Source organism: Niallia sp. Kr1, assembly GCF_050389805.1.
Lineage (GTDB): Bacteria > Bacillota > Bacilli > Bacillales > Cytobacillaceae > Bacillus_BD.
In genome coordinates, this window is the sequence record NZ_CP130945.1 from 2257960 (window position 1) to 2274512 (window position 16553).

The window sequence follows — 16553 nt, forward strand, 5'->3', positions numbered from 1 at the left end:
TATTTGGAAAGACCGAAAGTAAGAGATAATAAAATGTTAGTAGTTTTCTGTATTGAATATTTAACAAGGAATATTATTTTCGATTTCCTCAGCTGTAAAGATCACTTCAATTATCCCTTCATCACTATCGTTACCTGGAGCTGAATTAGGCACTCTTCCTTCTAAAACATAAGTGAAAAACCCTACACCAGGTCTATCTATCGCTGTCAAAGTAGTTGTTACAAAATCAATATTCGTATCTGAAACAGAAATAACAATCTCTTCTGGTGCAACACGTCTAATTCGGTAGGAGAGTAACTGTGCAGATGGAAAGTCGACTGTAGACCCTTCATTATTTGCTACAATTGTTGCTAAAAATCTTACAGTGTCCAGAGGATTATCGATAGCAATCGTCAATGTTGAAATAGTAATAAAATCAGTTATGGGGGGAGGTAATAATGGAAGTGGATCCGCATTAATACCTACTACAAACTGGCGTATTAATCCAGACAAACATGTGTTTCTGCGATCCCCAGAGCTATGTTTTTTGTCTTTATCCAATACTTTCACCACCTTCCTATTAACACTACTATCAGTTAATGAATTGACATAGCATTTTGATTGGATAAGTTCCCCAGCAAAAAACAAAAGGCACATAAATTTAAGATAAATCCGTCAGTATTATCAGTGATTACATGATGGGAAGTACTATTTATGTGGATTTAGTACCTTATTAATCAATCAGTTGTTTAACATAGAAATTTGTCAAAAGCATTAATAGTGTAATACCGTACTTTTTTGCAGGTTAGTACGTTAGCATTACTTGTAATGGTTATGATTTTGGGAGCAACCAAGATAAAGAAGGTGTGGGTCTTTTTGCGGAATATGGCAGTCGCTCCTTTGCTAATGGGCAGCATCCCTGTTATAAGTTTGTGAAAAAATGCACTTAAACTAACGGGTGGCGTTTGTTCAATTAGGATTGAGACCATATTTTTAGTTATTCCATTAAAGTGCGCGATTGTTGTAGATGATACGCCTAATTCTTTGCTAAAAATAAGAAGGGGTTTTGACTGTAATCAATAGTGGCTCAAAACTCCGCACATTTGTTTAATCCATCCGCAGTACTCACACTATAAGATAAGTATTTAATAGTCTAATCATTATCATGGAAGCACGTCTGCTTATTACTATTTTAAAAACCTTCTTTCAGAATAATGGATAAGAAGGTTTTTGTTTTCGCTAAAATAAAATCAATCAATAAACACGTAAGGTTTTACATGGCAGTTTATAACAAGTTAGTTCGAAATCATCGTGCAAACAGGGAATGTAAATGGGATATCAAGGAAGCATAGGGGCAGTCTCCCGATTAAGAGTATTACCGCGGAGGGGGGACGGATCCCATTTTTCATCCAAAATTAATTGATATCCAGGCACATCAGTCTTCTGCAAACGGGGCAGATTGTTGAATAAGTAAAATGCAAATTGTGAAGGAACAGAATAGTTGAAGAAGAAAAGAAGTGTTATTAATTAATGTATCCATAAAAAAGAGGTAGCCCATAGTAAATGTTATAAAACATTTTTCGGACAACCCCTTATTATTAAAATCTGATCATTTAAAAGCTTTTACTCTAAAAAAGCTTTTGAATAATGAACGACACCTTGCACTTTTTCAAGAGAATGATGTGTTAATTCTAGAGCCATAAATACCTCATCAGGCACCTCAAATGGGGCTTGAATATTCCATAAGCTAGCTGGTTTAAAACCAAACTTAGGATAATAATCTTTATGTCCTAAAACGATTACTGAACGATAACCAAGATCTTTTGCTTTTTTTAACGCAACATGAATTAACTGACTTCCGATTCCTTTTTTCTGATATTCAGGAGTTACAGAAACGGGAGCAAGTGCCAAAGAATCGACTGCGTTATCACCATCTACAATTTTTATTTTCGATAGAAGAATATGACTTATAACTTTATTATCCTGATTTAATGCGACTAATGAAAGTTCAGGAATAAATGCATCTGATTTTCTAATCCTATTTACAAGGAGATGTTCTCGCTTATCGCTAAATTCTTCATTCAAAAAAGCTTCTTTTATCATTTCTTCCGTTGAATTATATTCTGTATTGAGTTCTGGTCGAATTGTGATATCCATTTATAGTCCCCTGTTCTTTTTATATCCTTTATTTTTATCCTATAAACGGCACTTTCTTTATGCACAAAGTCATCAAGAAAGCGTTACATACCCAGTTCTAAACATAAGTTTAACAAACAAAAACCTCCAATTCAGTATGTTTTTATTTTATAGTGGTATGTCATAGAGGTCAAACTCCAGTATATTATTTTCTTGTTGTTCTTAACGGTGGTGCGATGCTTCAATAACGGAGGATCGCTTTTTTTATTGAAGCAACTTGTAGTTTAGTTCAGAATGGAAACGGAGGAAATAAGTATATACAGAAAACAAAAAGGTTAAAATTTAGTGGATTCTAAGTAGGAGATAAAATGCGTGATAAGAAGGTTCGAGATTTAAAGAGAAAGCAAGAAATATAATAAAGCGAATTGAAGAGGAAACCACCGATTTTCCTTTGGATTTTTATAATGGGTATTTACCAGTTACCTAAGGCTTTATTGATTCCGATAGGCCCCTTTTTGAGAAGCTTAGAGTCAGTCCCCCGATGAAGTAAAGTAGGGAGACTGACCCCATTTTAATCCTTAAAGTAAAGGGCAGATTAACTCAATAAGACTTAGTTTATTCAAGTTTTGATAATACAAAAAAGACATTCCTGAAAAGAGGAATGTCTATTACCAATTACATTCATTTAGCATTTAATTTCTCTTTTTCAAAAACATCATTTACTACATCTTCGATGGTTACATTTTCGAGAACCTTTTCCATTGCATTTTGGGCACTGAAAAAGAGTGGTTCAATTGTATTTTGAATATTCCTTCCAACGGTACAATCAGGATTTGGATTTTCGTGAATGCTAAACAGTTCGTTGTCCTTGACAACATTAACGGCCTTATAAACATCGAGCAATGTAATATCCGATAAATCCTTTGCGAGTTCTGCTCCTGCAATACCAGGTTGTACTTTTATTAATCCGGCTTTTTTTAGCATCCCCATAATTTTTCTGATCATGGCTGGGTTCGTGTTAACACTTCTTCCTAAATATTCAGATGAACTTACTCCATCTTTATTTACTTCAATTAGAGTTAATATATGAATTCCAACGGAAAATCTGCTGCTGATAGACATCTTCAGTCACCTTCCTTACTTTTTACGAGAAAATAAATTAATATGTTCATCATGTAATTCATTCGATTACAAGTATATTATAACTTAAAAGATTAATCATAATAAAATATGATTTATTATTTTGTTGACATCTAACCAACATGTAACTATAATGATTACAGGTAATCGAATTAATTACAACTAAATCTATCAATGCAGGAGGACTATAAAATGAAAATTGGAATTATTGGTGCAAGTGGGAAAGTAGGAAGCCTTATTTTGAAGGAAGCAGTTAGTCGGGGACATCAAGTTACTGCTATCGTAAGAGATAAATCAAAACTAAAAGACACGAATGTTACGGTGATCGAAAAAAATATATTAGACCTTACACAAGATGATGTTAAGCAGTTTGAAGTAGTCGTAAATGCTTTCGGTGCTCCACTTGGTGAAGAGCAAGCACATGTGGATGCTGGACATGCTCTCATTGAGGCAGTTAAAGGAACGGATACAAGAATCATCGTTGTTGGAGGAGCTGGAAGCCTATATGTCGATGAAAATAAAACAGTTCAGTTAATTGATACACCTGAATTTCCAGATTTCGTAAAACCAACTGCAAAAGGCCAAGGGCGAAATTTACAAGAATTACAGACAACAACTGATATTACATGGACATTTCTCAGTCCTTCTGCCGTATTTGATGCGGAAGGAAAAAGAACTGGAGCCTATAAGTCAGGAAAAGATCATCTTCTTGTAAATTCAAAAGGTGAAAGCTATATCAGTTATGCGGATTACGCCATTGCAGTTTTAGATGAAATTGAAAATCCACAGCATATAAATGAACGTTTTACTGTCGTTGGTGAAGCAGAGTAAGTAGTGACGGCATAAAAGCAGGTTTTTTGGAATCGAATAATTTTGAAGGAGTATTATGAATATAAAGGAACTTACTCTGATCTATGTGTGGGATGCATACTTCGGCTGGTGATAGGGGTTCTCGAAGAGCGTTTAAGCCTAACATGAGATCCCTGAATTACACCTGACAGTTTTGTCTTGAGGTCTAATTGTAGGGCATAAAAAGCTTCCAATTTCCTACTTCTCCACATTCCAGAAGCAAATAAAAGGTACCCCCATACAAAACGTTGTTAGAAGAAGGAACTTTTGTCATGGACTCAGAGGCGGCGTCTAAAGGCTTTTCTGTATTGTGTTTCTTCGCACCAGAACGTGCCTATTATTTAGTCTCGTCCAAACTGTAAAAGCCATATAAGGAAAAAGCTGTTATTTTATAACGGCTTTTTTCTTTTTTATTAAAAAATCTAACCATATAAGACATGATGTAACATTCGATCAATGTCTGTACATATTTGATAATCTATCCCTAGACATTAGTAAATAACTCGGTTTATGTTGTTTAAGTATGTGCAAAAAAAGAATTTTCATTGGAGAAATCATCTCAATGGGTAAGAAAGCGATCTGTTTAAACCATTTATAAATAGGATGAGAAATGTTAAAAACCTCAAAACCCAGCCGTTCACAGTCTTTGTTTAATGTTGTAATCCCTATAATCCCTTTAATCTCACTTGAATGAGGATGATTTTGAATTTAAAGATCAATTGCAGGTAAAGACTTTTTAACGTAGCTATATATCATTTTTACTTTTTTCATCTCACTGTTTACGTTTTTAAATTCTTTTAGTAATCTAACATTGTGAAGATGAATTTTAACTAATGTATCGTTTTTGTTGATCTGTGTCCCATCTGAAAGGACGATATTCCTGCCTTTTTATGTTGTCAGCCTTACCCGGAAAATATTGTCTTCTTTAGTGGGAAGGTATGTAAGTCTTGTACAATGATAATACAAAGGATCTAGTAACCCCCAAATGGAGATAAGATAATCTCTCATGTTTCCTGATCTCCTTTTTCTTTACCATTTTTTTATTTTATTTTTTATCGAAAAATAAAATTTTACTTATGGTAAATTAGGGATTAAACGGAAAGAAAACAAAGGATATGTTATTTTTTAATAAAAATGTTATCCCGAGGGAATTCATTATTTTATGAGCTATTACCGGAGTTAAACGATATCTTCCTAAAAAATGTTACTTCCCCATAAATGATCTTAATCTCAAATTTCTTCTTAAACAGCTCCAAGTGCGTGTCCCCATCTTTAACTGTAGTTTAAAATCATTAATTTCATTCAATGACAAAATGCGCTATTTGAAAATGAAAAATACATGACTTCCAATTTCCATATTTCCTCTAAAGTGTTGTTTGTGTCTAATATTTTGTTCTTCAAACGTAATAAATTCATAGAAATTGAAGGACTCGTTAAGAATAAAGCACGAATGAATATTATAAAACACGAAGGTGGAATAATCATGGGTTTTCGTTTGACTTTTATTGTTTTCCTTTCCATCCTATTAATTGGTTGCTCTTCCCATAAAAATAACGAAGAACAAGATAGTCCTATGGCTATACAAACAAATAACCAAGCTTCCTCTAAAATTGTTCTTCTTATTGTCGATTCATTGATGGATGAACCTTTAAAGAAAGCAATTGATGAGAATAAAGCGCCTGCCCTGGAATTTTTTTTGAATCATGGTCGTTATAATAAAAACTTAGTCAGTTCCTATCCAACCATGTCCGTTACAATTGACAGTTCTTTAATAACGGGTACTTACCCTGATAAACATAAAATCCCTGGTCTTGTATGGTATGACGAAGATGAACAGCGTATTATAAATTACGGAAATGGCTTTTTCGAAATGGTTAAAATTGGGGTTTCTCAGTTTGCGGAAGATGCCTTAAATCAATTCAATAATGTTGATCTTAGCTCCAATGTAGAAACGATTCACGAAGTATTAGATAAAGAAGGGAAACAAACAGCATCTATTAACTCTCTCATTTATCGTGGAAATTATGAACATGTTCTTAAGGTTCCAAAGGTCTTAGCTAAAACTACTGCTTTGCCAGATCATTACAAAACTTCTGGACCTAAGATATTGTCTGTAGGGGCTTTTATTCGTCAGGATAATAAAAATTCACATTTAGTAAATCGGCTTGGACTCAATGATGCATTTGCAGCCCAAGAATTAAAATATCTTTTAGAGAAAAACAAACTTCCTGAATTTACGATTATGTACTTTCCGGTAAATGATCATGTTGTTCATAGAAAGGGACCTAAGACGACTGAAGGAATTGAGGAAATCGATAAGAATTTACAGGAAATATTAAATGTTTTTCCAAATTGGGAAAATGCACTTGATAATGTGATTTGGATAATCATTGGCGACAGCAAGCAATCATCAGTTAAAAAAAATAAAAAAGAAACATTAATTGATTTAAGAGAAGCTCTTTCGAACTACAATATTTTAAGACTTGATGAACCTGTTCGTAATAAAGATGAACTAGTCATTACAGCAAATGAACGAATGGCCTATATATATAAGATCAGCGAGGATCTTTCCCTGCAAGATATTACAAGTAAGTTGCTAGAAGATGAACGTATAGCATGGATTGCACGGAAGGAAAACGACATGATTCAAGTGAAATCAAGAGATCAAAAAGGGACTTTTCAATTCAAACCCGAAGGAGATTTTAAAGATATTTATAAACAAACTTGGTCTATAAAAGGAAATAGCTCAATTCTTGATTTGACTATAAAAAATAATAATCAAATTGAGTATGGGGATTATCCAGACGGATTAGCAAGATTGTATGGCGCATTACATTCACAAAAGGGAGAATTTTTAATAGTAGATGCTAAACCTGGTTACGAATTTATTGGAGAAAGCTCTCCTGAACATACAGGCGGAGGAGCCCATGGCTCGATGCATAAAGATGATTCTCTTACACCTATTATTGTAACAGGAACCAATAAAAGCATAGATCATTTGCGTATTGTTGATTTGAAAGAATGGATATTGGATCTCTTAAAATAAAGTTTAAAAATGAAGTTTTACTTTTAAACTTAAAATAAATGATTTGAAAATAAAAACAGCAACCCGTTTATTCGAAAAGGTTGCTATTTTTTATGGTTTAAAATTATTTATTCCAAGCCCTATTTTATTATACAAGATGGCTATGGTGTAGGCTCCACAAAAGGACATTTGTTGTCTGTGATGTCTGCCACCATTTTTGTATAAAGTCTAATCGTTAACAAACAATACTGTAATAGGATTAATATAAGCTCGGTATCTGACTATCCTCTATACAAAAAACTAAAAAAGTAGGTAGTAATGAGGAGCGTTTATGGAAATTGTTGAACGTTTGTTTGCTCAATATGGATATTTAGTGTTGGTATTCGGTCTGCCCTTGGAATTAATTGCCCTTCCGATATCTCCTGGAAACTCGACACTTGCATACACCGGATATTTATCCTACAAAAATGATCTCAAACTTCTAGCCGGCTCTAGCTTCGGCATATTCTGGATCGGTGCAAGGAATAACGACTACGTATTGGATCGGAAACAAGTGCGGGATGCCACTAGTCGAATAATACGGGAAATGGCTGTTATTGAAGCCTGAATATTTGAAGAAAACAAGAATGACTTATGAGAAATATAGGAACAACTTAGGGTCAGGACAAAATAATCGTTTGTGAATGGAATCAATGATTTTCCTGTGATATCAAAACCAGCATTTGTTGAAGCCGCCACAGAAGCGAAAAAACCCTGCAAATAAGCCTTTTGCCATGTTGGAAAATACTTCAGAAAATAGGTACCCAATCCAACAGCGCCCAATAACTCAATCATGACAAAGAACATGAAGGTCTTTCGTATGAACCGAATAATCCCGGAAAAAGTCAAGTTGTTTTTTTCGACGGTTATAAGGATTCTTTCCCTAAGTCCAATTTTTTTCCCCGATACAAGCCAGGTGGGGATGGATGAAAAACTGGTCCACTTTTAACAAAAGTTTATTCTTTACTGGTTTTATCATTGTTTCGGTATTCATTTACCTTGGTTTCAGTATAAAGTATTTCTAATGGAAAATATAATGATTCAATGATTAGGGATATCCTTGAACAAGGATATCATTAAAGGGCAAGATGGTGAAATAGGATTGACACCGTAGTCTTCGGTTATGATAATGAACATATTTCATGCATTAAAAAGGAGTAATATATGGAATCTGAAAATGATAAATTTACGATTGTGAGAGCAGATAAAGTGGATTTTGATGTAAGAAAACAAATGTCTGAGATTTTTTCGGAAGGATTCTCACAATGGCTTGTTTTTTTCTCAAAGGATCAAAATAATATTGCAAAAGCTTTTGCTCATATGTTTGTTTTGAATCAATTTTATGTAGCGATAGCGAATAATAAAATTGCTGGAATGACAGCATGCACAAATGGTGTCCATCGATCGGTTCGATTAGATAAAAAGGAATTAAGGAAACATCTAGGGTTTTTCAAGGGAAGCTTGGCAGGGATCTTTCTTAAGAAGGAATTTGAAGCGCCTTTTGAAGAATTCCCTCCCAATACAGGGTCGATTGAGTTTGTTGGAACATCTTCAGAATTTAGAGGACAGGGTGTAGCCTCTCAAATTATAAAACATATCATTGAAAACACACCGTACAAGGATTATGTCATTGAAGAGGTTGCGGATACGAATACTTCGGCAATGAATTTATACAACAAATTGGGATTTGAAGAGTACAAAAGAAAGCCTCTTCCAGAGATAAGGGCTAGGAAAATTGGAATCAATCATTTTTTGTCTTTGAAATACGTAAAAAGGTAACATATATCTCTTTAAGATCCTGGATAAAGCAAACTTTAACCCCTCTAGCTCAAGTGAAGCCTTTGCCAATTATACTTCAGTTGCCTAGCTAATTTATTAGTATATCTTAATTGAAAAAGGATGTATAAGGATATACACAAAGGAAAAGACTGGCCATTTTGTATTATAAGGAATATTTTTGGACACCTTAAAATACGGAATGGAGGGATTAAATGTCAAGAGATAAAGGCATACTATTCTTTTTTTTGCTATTGAGTTTTGTTCTTCTCCTTAAATTAGTTCCTGCACATAAGTCCAGACAATCAATCGTCATGTTTCTATATAAACAATTGATTACGTGGTTATTTGGTACTCTTGTAGCTGAAAAAGGATTAATTAAATATCCTGTTAGATTATTTAAGAAAGCATATAAAGGTAGCTTTTCATTTGAATATTTTTTTACCCATCTTTATGTGTATTATTTAACATATATTATCCAGAAAATCGTAGTAAGTTCTTGAAATTTATTTATATTGCTTCTTATACCGGTATCAAAACTTTAATAGAAGCATTACTTGAAAAATATACAAACTTAATTAAATATGTAAATTGGCAGTGGTATTGGAGTTTTATGTTTTATAAATGGTATTTTAAAGAGGAATTACACTCTCCTCATGCTAAAACCAATCCTTCTTATTAACATATACATGGAAAATTCAAAAGAAACAGAGGGACGGTTCTGGTGTTTCATCGCTATTTTCCCTATGAAACAAGAGAACCGTCCCCGTGTTTCATGAAAAATGATAATGAATGGTTTTTTCTACTTTTTGTAAGATGGCGTTGTATTTATCTTTATGAAGATAACCGATGCTCCCAAATAGTAAATGGTCTACAGGTTGGATTCCGGTAAAATCAAAAATCCCCATATCGGAGGTGATTTTTAGACCTGCCGTCATTCCCATCTCATCGTACTCTTCTTTAGGTGTGCCATGTGTATTAATGATCAGTCCCTTTTTTCCTCTTAACAGTTTAATAATTCCATCCTCATTAGAAGCATAAGCATACCCGTATGCAAATACTCGGTCAACATAGCCTTTCAGAATGGCTGGGAGACCAGTCCACCAGATTGGGTAAATAAAGGTGATCACATCTGCTTCATTGATAAACTCTTGCTCTGTTAGAATATCTTCTGGGATTTGCCCTCTTTTCATGGCTGCCGTATCCTCACGTTGCAGCACAGGCTGAAAATGAAGTTCATATAGATCACGAACCGTCACTTTGTGACCATTGTTCTTTAAAGCACTGACGGTTCTTTCCAAGATTGCCTGGTTTAAACTTTCAGGGTGTGGATGGGCGTAAACAATAAGATGGTTCATTTCCCGTTACCTCCTCTAATTTTTATTGAATTTTCTAACTCATTAAAATGTTATAATAATAAAAGGCTTATTGTAAGTAGTTATTTTTATATAACATAGTCACAAAAATATGACCTTTAGAAAGAGGGGAGTTTGATTATGGCACGAAGCTGGTTTGATGAACCTCCTGAGGAACAAAAAGAAGTATGTCCCATTACGCTAACTCAAAATATAATTGCAGGAAGATGGAAACTTATCATTTTATGGCATCTAAGCAGGCAAACAAGAAGATTTAATGAACTTCAAAGGTTGTTACCAGGGATTTCAAAGGGAATCTTGACTCGCCAGTTAAGGGAATTAGAAGAAGACCAAATGGTTCACAGAGAGATCTATAAAGAAGTCCCTCCAAAAGTAGAATACTCATTAACCGCAAAAGGACAAAGCTTCGTCCCAATCATGGAAAGCATGGGAGAGTGGGGCGAAAAGCATATAAAGAGCTAATTGCAACAGGGGGACGGGTTCTCACGTTTCATCACATTCTTACTATATTGAAACATGAGAACCGTCCCCCTGTTACTTAAACATGAGAACCGCCCGTTGTTTCTTTTTGATAAATGAACATAATATTGTATAGTAATGATTATCTATGATAACAGGTCGGAGGTACCTTTATGTGCAACAAGGAAAGATATCAAACCTTATTGAATAAAATTAATCAATATACAACTACCGAGGGAAAAGGGATCACGAGGATTGCCTACACGAATGAAGAACAAACGTGTACGCATGCTTTTATGCGAATGTGTAAAGATGAGAACCTAGATATCAGGATGGACGCTTGTGGAAATGTGATTGCTAGAAGAGAAGGAAGGAAAAATTCTCTTCCACCGGTTGTGATGGGATCTCATTTGGATACTGTTTATCAAGGCGGTAAATATGATGGGGTTGTAGGGGTTACCGCGGCATTGGAAGTCGTGAAACGTTTAAATGAAAAAGGCATTGATACAGAGCACCCGATTGAAGTCATTTCTTTTGCCTGCGAGGAATCTGCCCGTTTTGGTGTATCAACAGTCGGAAGTAAAGCAATGGCAGGTCTTATAGATAAGGACAAGTATCGAAACCTAAAAGATCGTGACGGGATCTCAATGGAAAGGGCGTTTTCTTTATGTGCCCTGGATTTTGAAAATATTGATGAAGCGAGTAGAGTGAACGAAGAGTTTAAGGCTTTTTTTGAATTACATATCGAACAAGGTCCTATATTAATAAACAATCATAAGAAGATTGGAATTGTTACAGGAATTGCTGCTCCCGTGAGACTGATCATAAAAATAATGGGAAAAGCATCGCATTCAGGAACCACCCCTATGGATATGAGGCAGGATGCTCTGCTAGGTGCTGCAGAAATATCATTAGCTCTTGAAGGAGCGGCCAAACAGGAACAAAAAAAGGGTACGGTCGCAACGGTAGGGGTAATGGATATCCAAAGTGGTGCCATGAACGTCGTACCTGGTGAAGTAGAAATGAAGGTAGATATTCGATCCACTTCGGTAGAATCACGAAATGCCGTTTTGAGCGAGTTAAACAAAACCATTTCTTTCGTAGCAAATAAAAGACAGCTAGACATTCAAAGTACGGTGATTAGTAAGGAAGAACCTGTACAACTTTCTTCTGAGCTGAATGAAACGTTAACCGATTTATGTGAAGACAAAGCTTATTCTTATCAATTAATGCCAAGCGGGGCAGGGCATGATGCGATGAACATGGCAAAGTTATGTCCAGTTGGACTGATCTTTGTTCCATCAGTAGATGGACTTAGTCACCATCCAAATGAATTTACCGATATGGATGATATAATAATAGGCATAGACCTTCTGGAAGAAGCCGTACTTCATTACGCAAAAACCGTATAAAAAGTCTTATCTTTAAGGAAAAGGGATTGCTACTATAGATGGAGAATGAGGTTGCGAGATAGAACAAATTTTTGTATTTGGTGATTGTTTTACATGTAAGTTACTATTGTTTGTTCAATAATCAGGAGCACGCGTGAAGTTCTGTTTTTCACTCTAGAAGGGTTGATAACAGAACTTTTTTGCACTCTGATTACTGAAGAATAGATAATTAAGTAATAACAATCAAATTAATCATCTATTTTATAGATAAGACCGTAATGCCAGTGGCCATTCCATTATTAGTATTCCAATCCTTATGGATTAGTGAGGAGAAAGAATTCGAATACCCTGTTTGTTATATTCTTGTACCACACTAGAGGGTAGTGAGTTATCAGTAACGATAAGATCAATTTCTTTTAGTGGACAAATATTGATGTAAGATGATGTTTCAAACTTTGATGAATCCGCCACTACTACTTTGTATTTGGTCCGTGAAAGCATGGTTTGAATAACGCCTACTTCATGCATTCTAAAATCAGTTAAACCATGTTCAAGTGATAATGCATTCACTGTGATAAAAGCAATATCAATATTAAAATGAGAAAGGATTTCTTCACATTGTTTCCCATATAAAGTATATTCCTCTGGATTAAAAAAACCGCCGGTGAGGATGACATTGAACCCCTTGTTCGCACCAAGAATGGATAAAATCCGAAGATCATTGGTAATAATGGTTAACCTCTTGAACTTCTCAACAAGTACCTTCGCAACTTCAATCGTTGTTGTCCCGCCGTTTAGAGCGATTGCCTGCCCTTCTTCAATTAATTCAATCGCTAATGAAGCAACTTCTTGTTTTTTTTCTAGGTTTTTAACTTCTCTTTCATTAAAAAGCTTGTTAAGTACATTATCCGTATTTTGGATTAAAACAGCCCCGCCGTGAACTCTTTTTAGCACTCCATTTTTCTCTAAAACCTCTAAATCCCTTCGAACAGTATCAATTGAGACATCCAATAAAGTAGCAAGCTCAGAAGCCTTTACAGCTTTTTGCTGTTTTAAAAAGGATTCAATCATTTGATGTCTTTGCTCCTGTAACATCATATCGCTCTCTCCTATTCCTTTAAATAACGAGTATAAAAAGCATATCATAGATTTTAAAAAAGCAAAATAAAGCAAAAAAAAGCATTTTGTAAAGTAAAAGTTACATATATTCTACGAAAAAAGTGTAAAGGTTATGTAATTAAAGTGTAAAACACATTGTAAAACAGCAAAAAACCGATTAATCTTGCATTACGAAGCAAAAAAACGAAAAGGAAAGGATCTAACAGAATGGGAAGCTACTACAATCCAGTCAAAATTAAAATAAATAAGATAGACGTTATAGAGGATGTATTAAATACAATTAATCCTCAACTTAGAAATATTGTGCTTTTACATCGAGGCGGTGATTTTTCACAATCCGAGGCTGGATGCAGTCTTTATCAATGCCTTGAGGATGTTGAAGTCAAACAGTTAGAAGTGAACATATCTAATCCTGATGTGGAAGACTTGTTTCATTACTATAAACAAATTGAAAACTTTGATTATCAATGCATAGTAGGAATTGGGGGAGGCAGTGTTCTGGATCTTTCAAAATCCTTAGCGGCTTTAAAGGGAATGGAAATAGATTCTTCCTCAACTTTACGCTCTATCATTAAACAAAAGCTTTATATCGAAAATCAAAACTTCGTACCATGGATAGGGATTCCGACAACTTCAGGTACGGGATCCGAGGTTACTTGCTGGGCAACCATTTGGGATCGCGCTAACGGAGTTAAAATGTCAGTTGATTGGGAAAAAATATATGCACATACTGCCATCATTGACCCAACACTGACAGCAACTTTACCGAAGGGATTAACGGCTTCAACCGCTTTAGATGCTTTATGTCATGCAACAGAGGCTTACTGGTCAAAAAGCTCTAATGAAATTTCAAGAATCTATTCATTAGAAGCGATCAAAAAAATTGTCAATAACTTTGAAAAGGTCTTTAATCAGCCGAATGACCTTACATTAAGAAATGAAATGGCTTTAGGAAGCTTGTATGCAGGTCTAGCCTTTAGCAACACGAGGACAACGGCGTGCCATTCCATATCATATCCTCTGACATTGGAACTTGGAATGGTCCATGGGATAGCAGCAAGTATCACGTTGGCCAAAGTGATGGAGATCAATTTTGACTCTATTATTGAAAACGAAAAATTGCTCCAGGCATTTGGAGTAAGCAGCTGCAGCGAGATTCAAGAGCTTATTGAGCACTTCCATCAGCTATCAGGTTTCTCGAGCAGCCTTAAAGACTACGAAGCCAACGAAGAAATCATTGAAACGATTGCTGCAAATGCCTTTACAAAGGGTCGGATGGACAACAACCCAGTTGCTTTAACAAAAGAAGATGTCACACAAATTTTACTATCAATCTATTAAGGAGAGAAAAAAATGAAGACAAAATTTATGCTTACAATATTCTTACTATTCACTGTGTTATTAACGGCGTGTAGTGGAGGTAACGACGGTGCTGTAGAAGTGGATGATGTCATTAAAATGGTGTGGTATCCGAACGAGTCCGGTGAAGATATGAAGTCATCTCGAGATGAAATTGGTAGGCTTATTTCAGAGGTAACAGGTAAAAAAGTAGAGCATCAATTAACAACGGACTATGCCATTGCGATTGAAACGTTGGTGAACAATAATGCTGACCTTGCATTTACGGGAGCACAAGCGTATGTTGAAGCAAAAAATAGGAATGACGCTGTTCAAACAATTGCTGTGAAATCTGGAAAATCTGGTACTTTAGATGATGCTAAATACTATAGCTGGTTAGCTGTTAATGTCGATGAGCAAGACAAGTATAAAGAAAATGGGGAATTTTCACTCGATAAAATAGCAAATACAAAGTTTTCATTCGTATCTAACAGCTCAACATCAGGGTTTAAGGTGCCATCCCAAAGCATTCTTGGTCATTTCACACAAAAAGAAGAGTATGCAGATTTAACAGCAGAGGATTTAATGGAAGGCGGACCATTATTCTCTCAAGTATTATTTGGAAACTCTCACCAAGGCTCCGCAGTCAATTTATTAACGGGTAATGCCGATGTTGCCGCATTCTGTGATACTTGTGTGGATAACTATGTGGAAATTGCTGAAGGTGATGAGAATACAGTCGGTGCGGTTTATCGAGTTAAAGATGATGCTGCAGAACCTTTTAATACTGTTACAGGTAAAGAATTTACATTAATGAGTGCTACACCAGTATTAAATGAACCATTTGTTGTAAACATGGATACAATCGGTCAAGAAGATTTTGATAAAATTCAACAACTATTCACTTCAGATGAATTTGCAAACAATGAAAAAATCTTTGCTCCAAAAGATTCAGAACAGACAGCTTTATTCTCTAAAGAAGGTCAAGAAAGACTAGTTGCTGTAGAAGATGAATGGTATGATCCAATCCGAGAACTTTCAAAATAATAGACCACTTCATCAATAGGAAATAATGTATAAGAAGTGGAGTGTGTATATGCGGATATTTGTTATACACACTCTTACTTGCTATTTAACCAAAAAGGAGTCAATTCAAATGTCTTTGTTAAAGGTAGAAGGCCTTGGAAAATCATATACAGCAGACAAAAAAATATTAAAGAATATTCATTTTGATATAAAAGCAGGGGAATTTGTCTCAATCATTGGTCCGTCTGGTGCTGGAAAATCTACCTTGCTGCGTTGTATTAATCGAATGGTTGAGTTTAATGAAGGAAAGATTATTTTTAACAATTATAATGTTGGAAGTTTAAATAAAAAAGAATTACGTAAATTGCGAACGAATATAGGGATGGTGTTTCAGCACTATAATCTCGTACCTCGCTTGACGGTGATTGAGAATGTACTACATGGCCGATTTGGTTATAAAACAACCCTGCAAGGACTGTTAGGTAGATATACAGAGGAAGAAAAAGAACGTGCTTTTTACCTGCTGGAGAAGCTGGGAATTCATGAACATGCTTATAAGCGCTGTGACCAATTAAGCGGTGGTCAGCAGCAACGTGTAGGGATATGTAGAGCGCTTATTCAAGAACCGAAACTGATTCTTTGTGATGAACCGATTGCTTCGCTGGATCCGAATTCTTCTAAGGTGATTATGGACCATTTAAAATCAATTAGTATGGAAATGGGCATTACCTGTTTAGTGAATTTACACCAAGTGGAAGTGGCGCAACACTATTCAGATCGAATTATTGGGTTGAATCAAGGAGAAATTGTCTTTTATGGAAAGGGCAGTGAGCTTTCTGAAGAACAAATTCACAAAATTTATGGAACCAAAATGAAAGATTTAATAACAGCGTAAGGAGA

At 35.2% G+C, this 16553-nt stretch carries 16 protein-coding genes and 2 pseudogenes; 11 read left to right on the forward strand and 7 right to left on the reverse strand.

The window, feature by feature from the left end:
• Positions 1-60: 60 nt before the first annotated feature.
• The 3 genes from Q5760_RS10865 to Q5760_RS10875 form a co-directional block, all read right to left on the reverse strand.
• The gene (locus Q5760_RS10865) at positions 61-540 is read right to left on the reverse strand and encodes a hypothetical protein (RefSeq protein ID WP_428912193.1); all 480 of its coding nucleotides are present in this window, start codon (positions 538-540) and stop codon (positions 61-63) included.
• A gap of 1062 nt (positions 541-1602) precedes the next feature.
• The gene (locus tag Q5760_RS10870; RefSeq protein ID WP_428912194.1) at positions 1603-2136 is read right to left on the reverse strand and encodes a GNAT family N-acetyltransferase; all 534 of its coding nucleotides are present in this window, start codon (positions 2134-2136) and stop codon (positions 1603-1605) included.
• A 660-nt stretch (positions 2137-2796) separates the two neighbouring features.
• Positions 2797-3237 carry an Rrf2 family transcriptional regulator gene (locus Q5760_RS10875; RefSeq protein WP_428912195.1) on the reverse strand — a complete coding sequence of 147 codons (441 nt, stop codon included), beginning with the start codon at positions 3235-3237 and terminating at the stop codon, positions 2797-2799.
• A gap of 210 nt (positions 3238-3447) precedes the next feature.
• On the opposite strand from Q5760_RS10875, the gene Q5760_RS10880 reads away from it, so the two are divergent.
• Complete coding sequence (locus tag Q5760_RS10880) at positions 3448-4086, forward strand: NAD(P)-dependent oxidoreductase (RefSeq protein ID WP_428912196.1); 639 nt, start codon at positions 3448-3450, stop codon at positions 4084-4086.
• Positions 4087-4557: 471 nt separating this feature from the next.
• Here the strand turns inward: Q5760_RS10880 and Q5760_RS10885 are convergent.
• A pseudogene (locus tag Q5760_RS10885) lies at positions 4558-5112 on the reverse strand (YkoP family protein).
• 475 nt (positions 5113-5587) lie between these two features.
• Here Q5760_RS10885 and Q5760_RS10890 point away from each other — a divergent pair.
• Together Q5760_RS10890 and Q5760_RS10895 are read left to right on the forward strand one after the other, a co-directional pair.
• Positions 5588-7150 (forward strand): alkaline phosphatase family protein, encoded by a 1563-nt coding sequence (locus Q5760_RS10890; RefSeq protein ID WP_428912197.1) that lies wholly within the window; start codon positions 5588-5590, stop codon positions 7148-7150.
• Between the two features lie 310 nt (positions 7151-7460).
• Positions 7461-7736: a hypothetical protein gene (locus tag Q5760_RS10895; RefSeq protein ID WP_428912697.1), complete on the forward strand. Its 276-nt coding sequence runs from the start codon at positions 7461-7463 to the stop codon at positions 7734-7736.
• Positions 7737-7792: 56 nt separating this feature from the next.
• Here the strand turns inward: Q5760_RS10895 and Q5760_RS10900 are convergent.
• Positions 7793-7960: pseudogene (locus tag Q5760_RS10900) on the reverse strand (TrkH family potassium uptake protein); the annotation flags it as partial.
• A gap of 372 nt (positions 7961-8332) precedes the next feature.
• Between Q5760_RS10900 and Q5760_RS10905 the strand changes: the two are divergent.
• From Q5760_RS10905 to Q5760_RS10915, 3 genes are all read left to right on the forward strand, one after another.
• On the forward strand, positions 8333-8947 hold the full coding sequence (locus tag Q5760_RS10905; protein ID WP_428912198.1) for a GNAT family N-acetyltransferase: 615 nt from the start codon (positions 8333-8335) through the stop codon (positions 8945-8947).
• A gap of 212 nt (positions 8948-9159) precedes the next feature.
• Entirely contained in the window at positions 9160-9447 is a 288-nt protein-coding gene (locus Q5760_RS10910; protein ID WP_428912199.1) for a CBO0543 family protein, read from the forward strand.
• Positions 9414-9626 carry a CBO0543 family protein gene (locus tag Q5760_RS10915; RefSeq protein WP_428912547.1) on the forward strand — a complete coding sequence of 71 codons (213 nt, stop codon included), beginning with the start codon at positions 9414-9416 and terminating at the stop codon, positions 9624-9626. The genes Q5760_RS10910 and Q5760_RS10915 overlap by 34 nt, the downstream gene beginning before the upstream one ends.
• 91 nt (positions 9627-9717) lie before the next feature.
• Here Q5760_RS10915 and Q5760_RS10920 read toward each other — a convergent pair whose 3' ends face one another.
• Positions 9718-10302: an NAD(P)H-dependent oxidoreductase gene (locus Q5760_RS10920; protein WP_428912200.1), complete on the reverse strand. Its 585-nt coding sequence runs from the start codon at positions 10300-10302 to the stop codon at positions 9718-9720.
• A 138-nt stretch (positions 10303-10440) separates the two neighbouring features.
• Between Q5760_RS10920 and Q5760_RS10925 the strand changes: the two genes are divergently transcribed.
• Together Q5760_RS10925 and Q5760_RS10930 are read left to right on the forward strand one after the other, a co-directional pair.
• Positions 10441-10782: a winged helix-turn-helix transcriptional regulator gene (locus tag Q5760_RS10925; protein ID WP_428912201.1), complete on the forward strand. Its 342-nt coding sequence runs from the start codon at positions 10441-10443 to the stop codon at positions 10780-10782.
• Positions 10783-10952: 170 nt separating this feature from the next.
• A complete protein-coding gene (locus Q5760_RS10930) occupies positions 10953-12191 on the forward strand; it encodes a Zn-dependent hydrolase (protein ID WP_428912202.1) in 1239 nt (412 codons plus the stop codon).
• Positions 12192-12491: 300 nt separating this feature from the next.
• On the opposite strand, the gene Q5760_RS10935 is transcribed toward Q5760_RS10930, so the two are convergent.
• A complete protein-coding gene (locus Q5760_RS10935) occupies positions 12492-13268 on the reverse strand; it encodes a DeoR/GlpR family DNA-binding transcription regulator (protein WP_428912203.1) in 777 nt (258 codons plus the stop codon).
• Positions 13269-13496: 228 nt separating this feature from the next.
• Here Q5760_RS10935 and Q5760_RS10940 point away from each other — a divergent pair, with 228 nt between their 5' ends.
• The 3 genes from Q5760_RS10940 to phnC all read left to right on the forward strand — a co-directional run bounded on the left by Q5760_RS10940 (position 13497) and on the right by phnC (position 16548).
• Positions 13497-14630, forward strand: coding sequence for a phosphonoacetaldehyde reductase (locus Q5760_RS10940; RefSeq protein WP_428912204.1), 1134 nt, complete (start codon positions 13497-13499; stop codon positions 14628-14630).
• Positions 14631-14642: 12 nt separating this feature from the next.
• Positions 14643-15674, forward strand: coding sequence for a PhnD/SsuA/transferrin family substrate-binding protein (locus tag Q5760_RS10945; protein ID WP_428912205.1), 1032 nt, complete (start codon positions 14643-14645; stop codon positions 15672-15674).
• 109 nt (positions 15675-15783) lie between these two features.
• Positions 15784-16548, forward strand: a complete 765-nt coding sequence (gene phnC, locus Q5760_RS10950; RefSeq protein ID WP_428912206.1) for a phosphonate ABC transporter ATP-binding protein — start codon at positions 15784-15786, stop codon at positions 16546-16548.
• Positions 16549-16553: the final 5 nt, after the last annotated feature.

What these genes read in the sequence shown, in the direction of transcription:
- Q5760_RS10895 (WP_428912697.1), top strand. Translation starts at nt 7,461, where the DNA reads ATGGAAATTGTTGAACGTTTGTTTGCTCAATATGGATATTTAGTGTTG.
- Q5760_RS10930 (WP_428912202.1), top strand. Translation starts at nt 10,953, where the DNA reads ATGTGCAACAAGGAAAGATATCAAACCTTATTGAATAAAATTAATCAA.
- Q5760_RS10870 (WP_428912194.1), bottom strand. Translation starts at nt 2,136, where the DNA reads ATGGATATCACAATTCGACCAGAACTCAATACAGAATATAATTCAACG.
- Q5760_RS10910 (WP_428912199.1), top strand. Translation starts at nt 9,160, where the DNA reads ATGTCAAGAGATAAAGGCATACTATTCTTTTTTTTGCTATTGAGTTTT.
- Q5760_RS10935 (WP_428912203.1), bottom strand. Translation starts at nt 13,268, where the DNA reads ATGATGTTACAGGAGCAAAGACATCAAATGATTGAATCCTTTTTAAAA.
- Q5760_RS10920 (WP_428912200.1), bottom strand. Translation starts at nt 10,302, where the DNA reads ATGAACCATCTTATTGTTTACGCCCATCCACACCCTGAAAGTTTAAAC.
- Q5760_RS10875 (WP_428912195.1), bottom strand. Translation starts at nt 3,237, where the DNA reads ATGTCTATCAGCAGCAGATTTTCCGTTGGAATTCATATATTAACTCTA.
- Q5760_RS10940 (WP_428912204.1), top strand. Translation starts at nt 13,497, where the DNA reads ATGGGAAGCTACTACAATCCAGTCAAAATTAAAATAAATAAGATAGAC.
- Q5760_RS10925 (WP_428912201.1), top strand. Translation starts at nt 10,441, where the DNA reads ATGGCACGAAGCTGGTTTGATGAACCTCCTGAGGAACAAAAAGAAGTA.
- Q5760_RS10880 (WP_428912196.1), top strand. Translation starts at nt 3,448, where the DNA reads ATGAAAATTGGAATTATTGGTGCAAGTGGGAAAGTAGGAAGCCTTATT.
- Q5760_RS10945 (WP_428912205.1), top strand. Translation starts at nt 14,643, where the DNA reads ATGAAGACAAAATTTATGCTTACAATATTCTTACTATTCACTGTGTTA.
- phnC (WP_428912206.1), top strand. Translation starts at nt 15,784, where the DNA reads ATGTCTTTGTTAAAGGTAGAAGGCCTTGGAAAATCATATACAGCAGAC.
- Q5760_RS10890 (WP_428912197.1), top strand. Translation starts at nt 5,588, where the DNA reads ATGGGTTTTCGTTTGACTTTTATTGTTTTCCTTTCCATCCTATTAATT.
- Q5760_RS10905 (WP_428912198.1), top strand. Translation starts at nt 8,333, where the DNA reads ATGGAATCTGAAAATGATAAATTTACGATTGTGAGAGCAGATAAAGTG.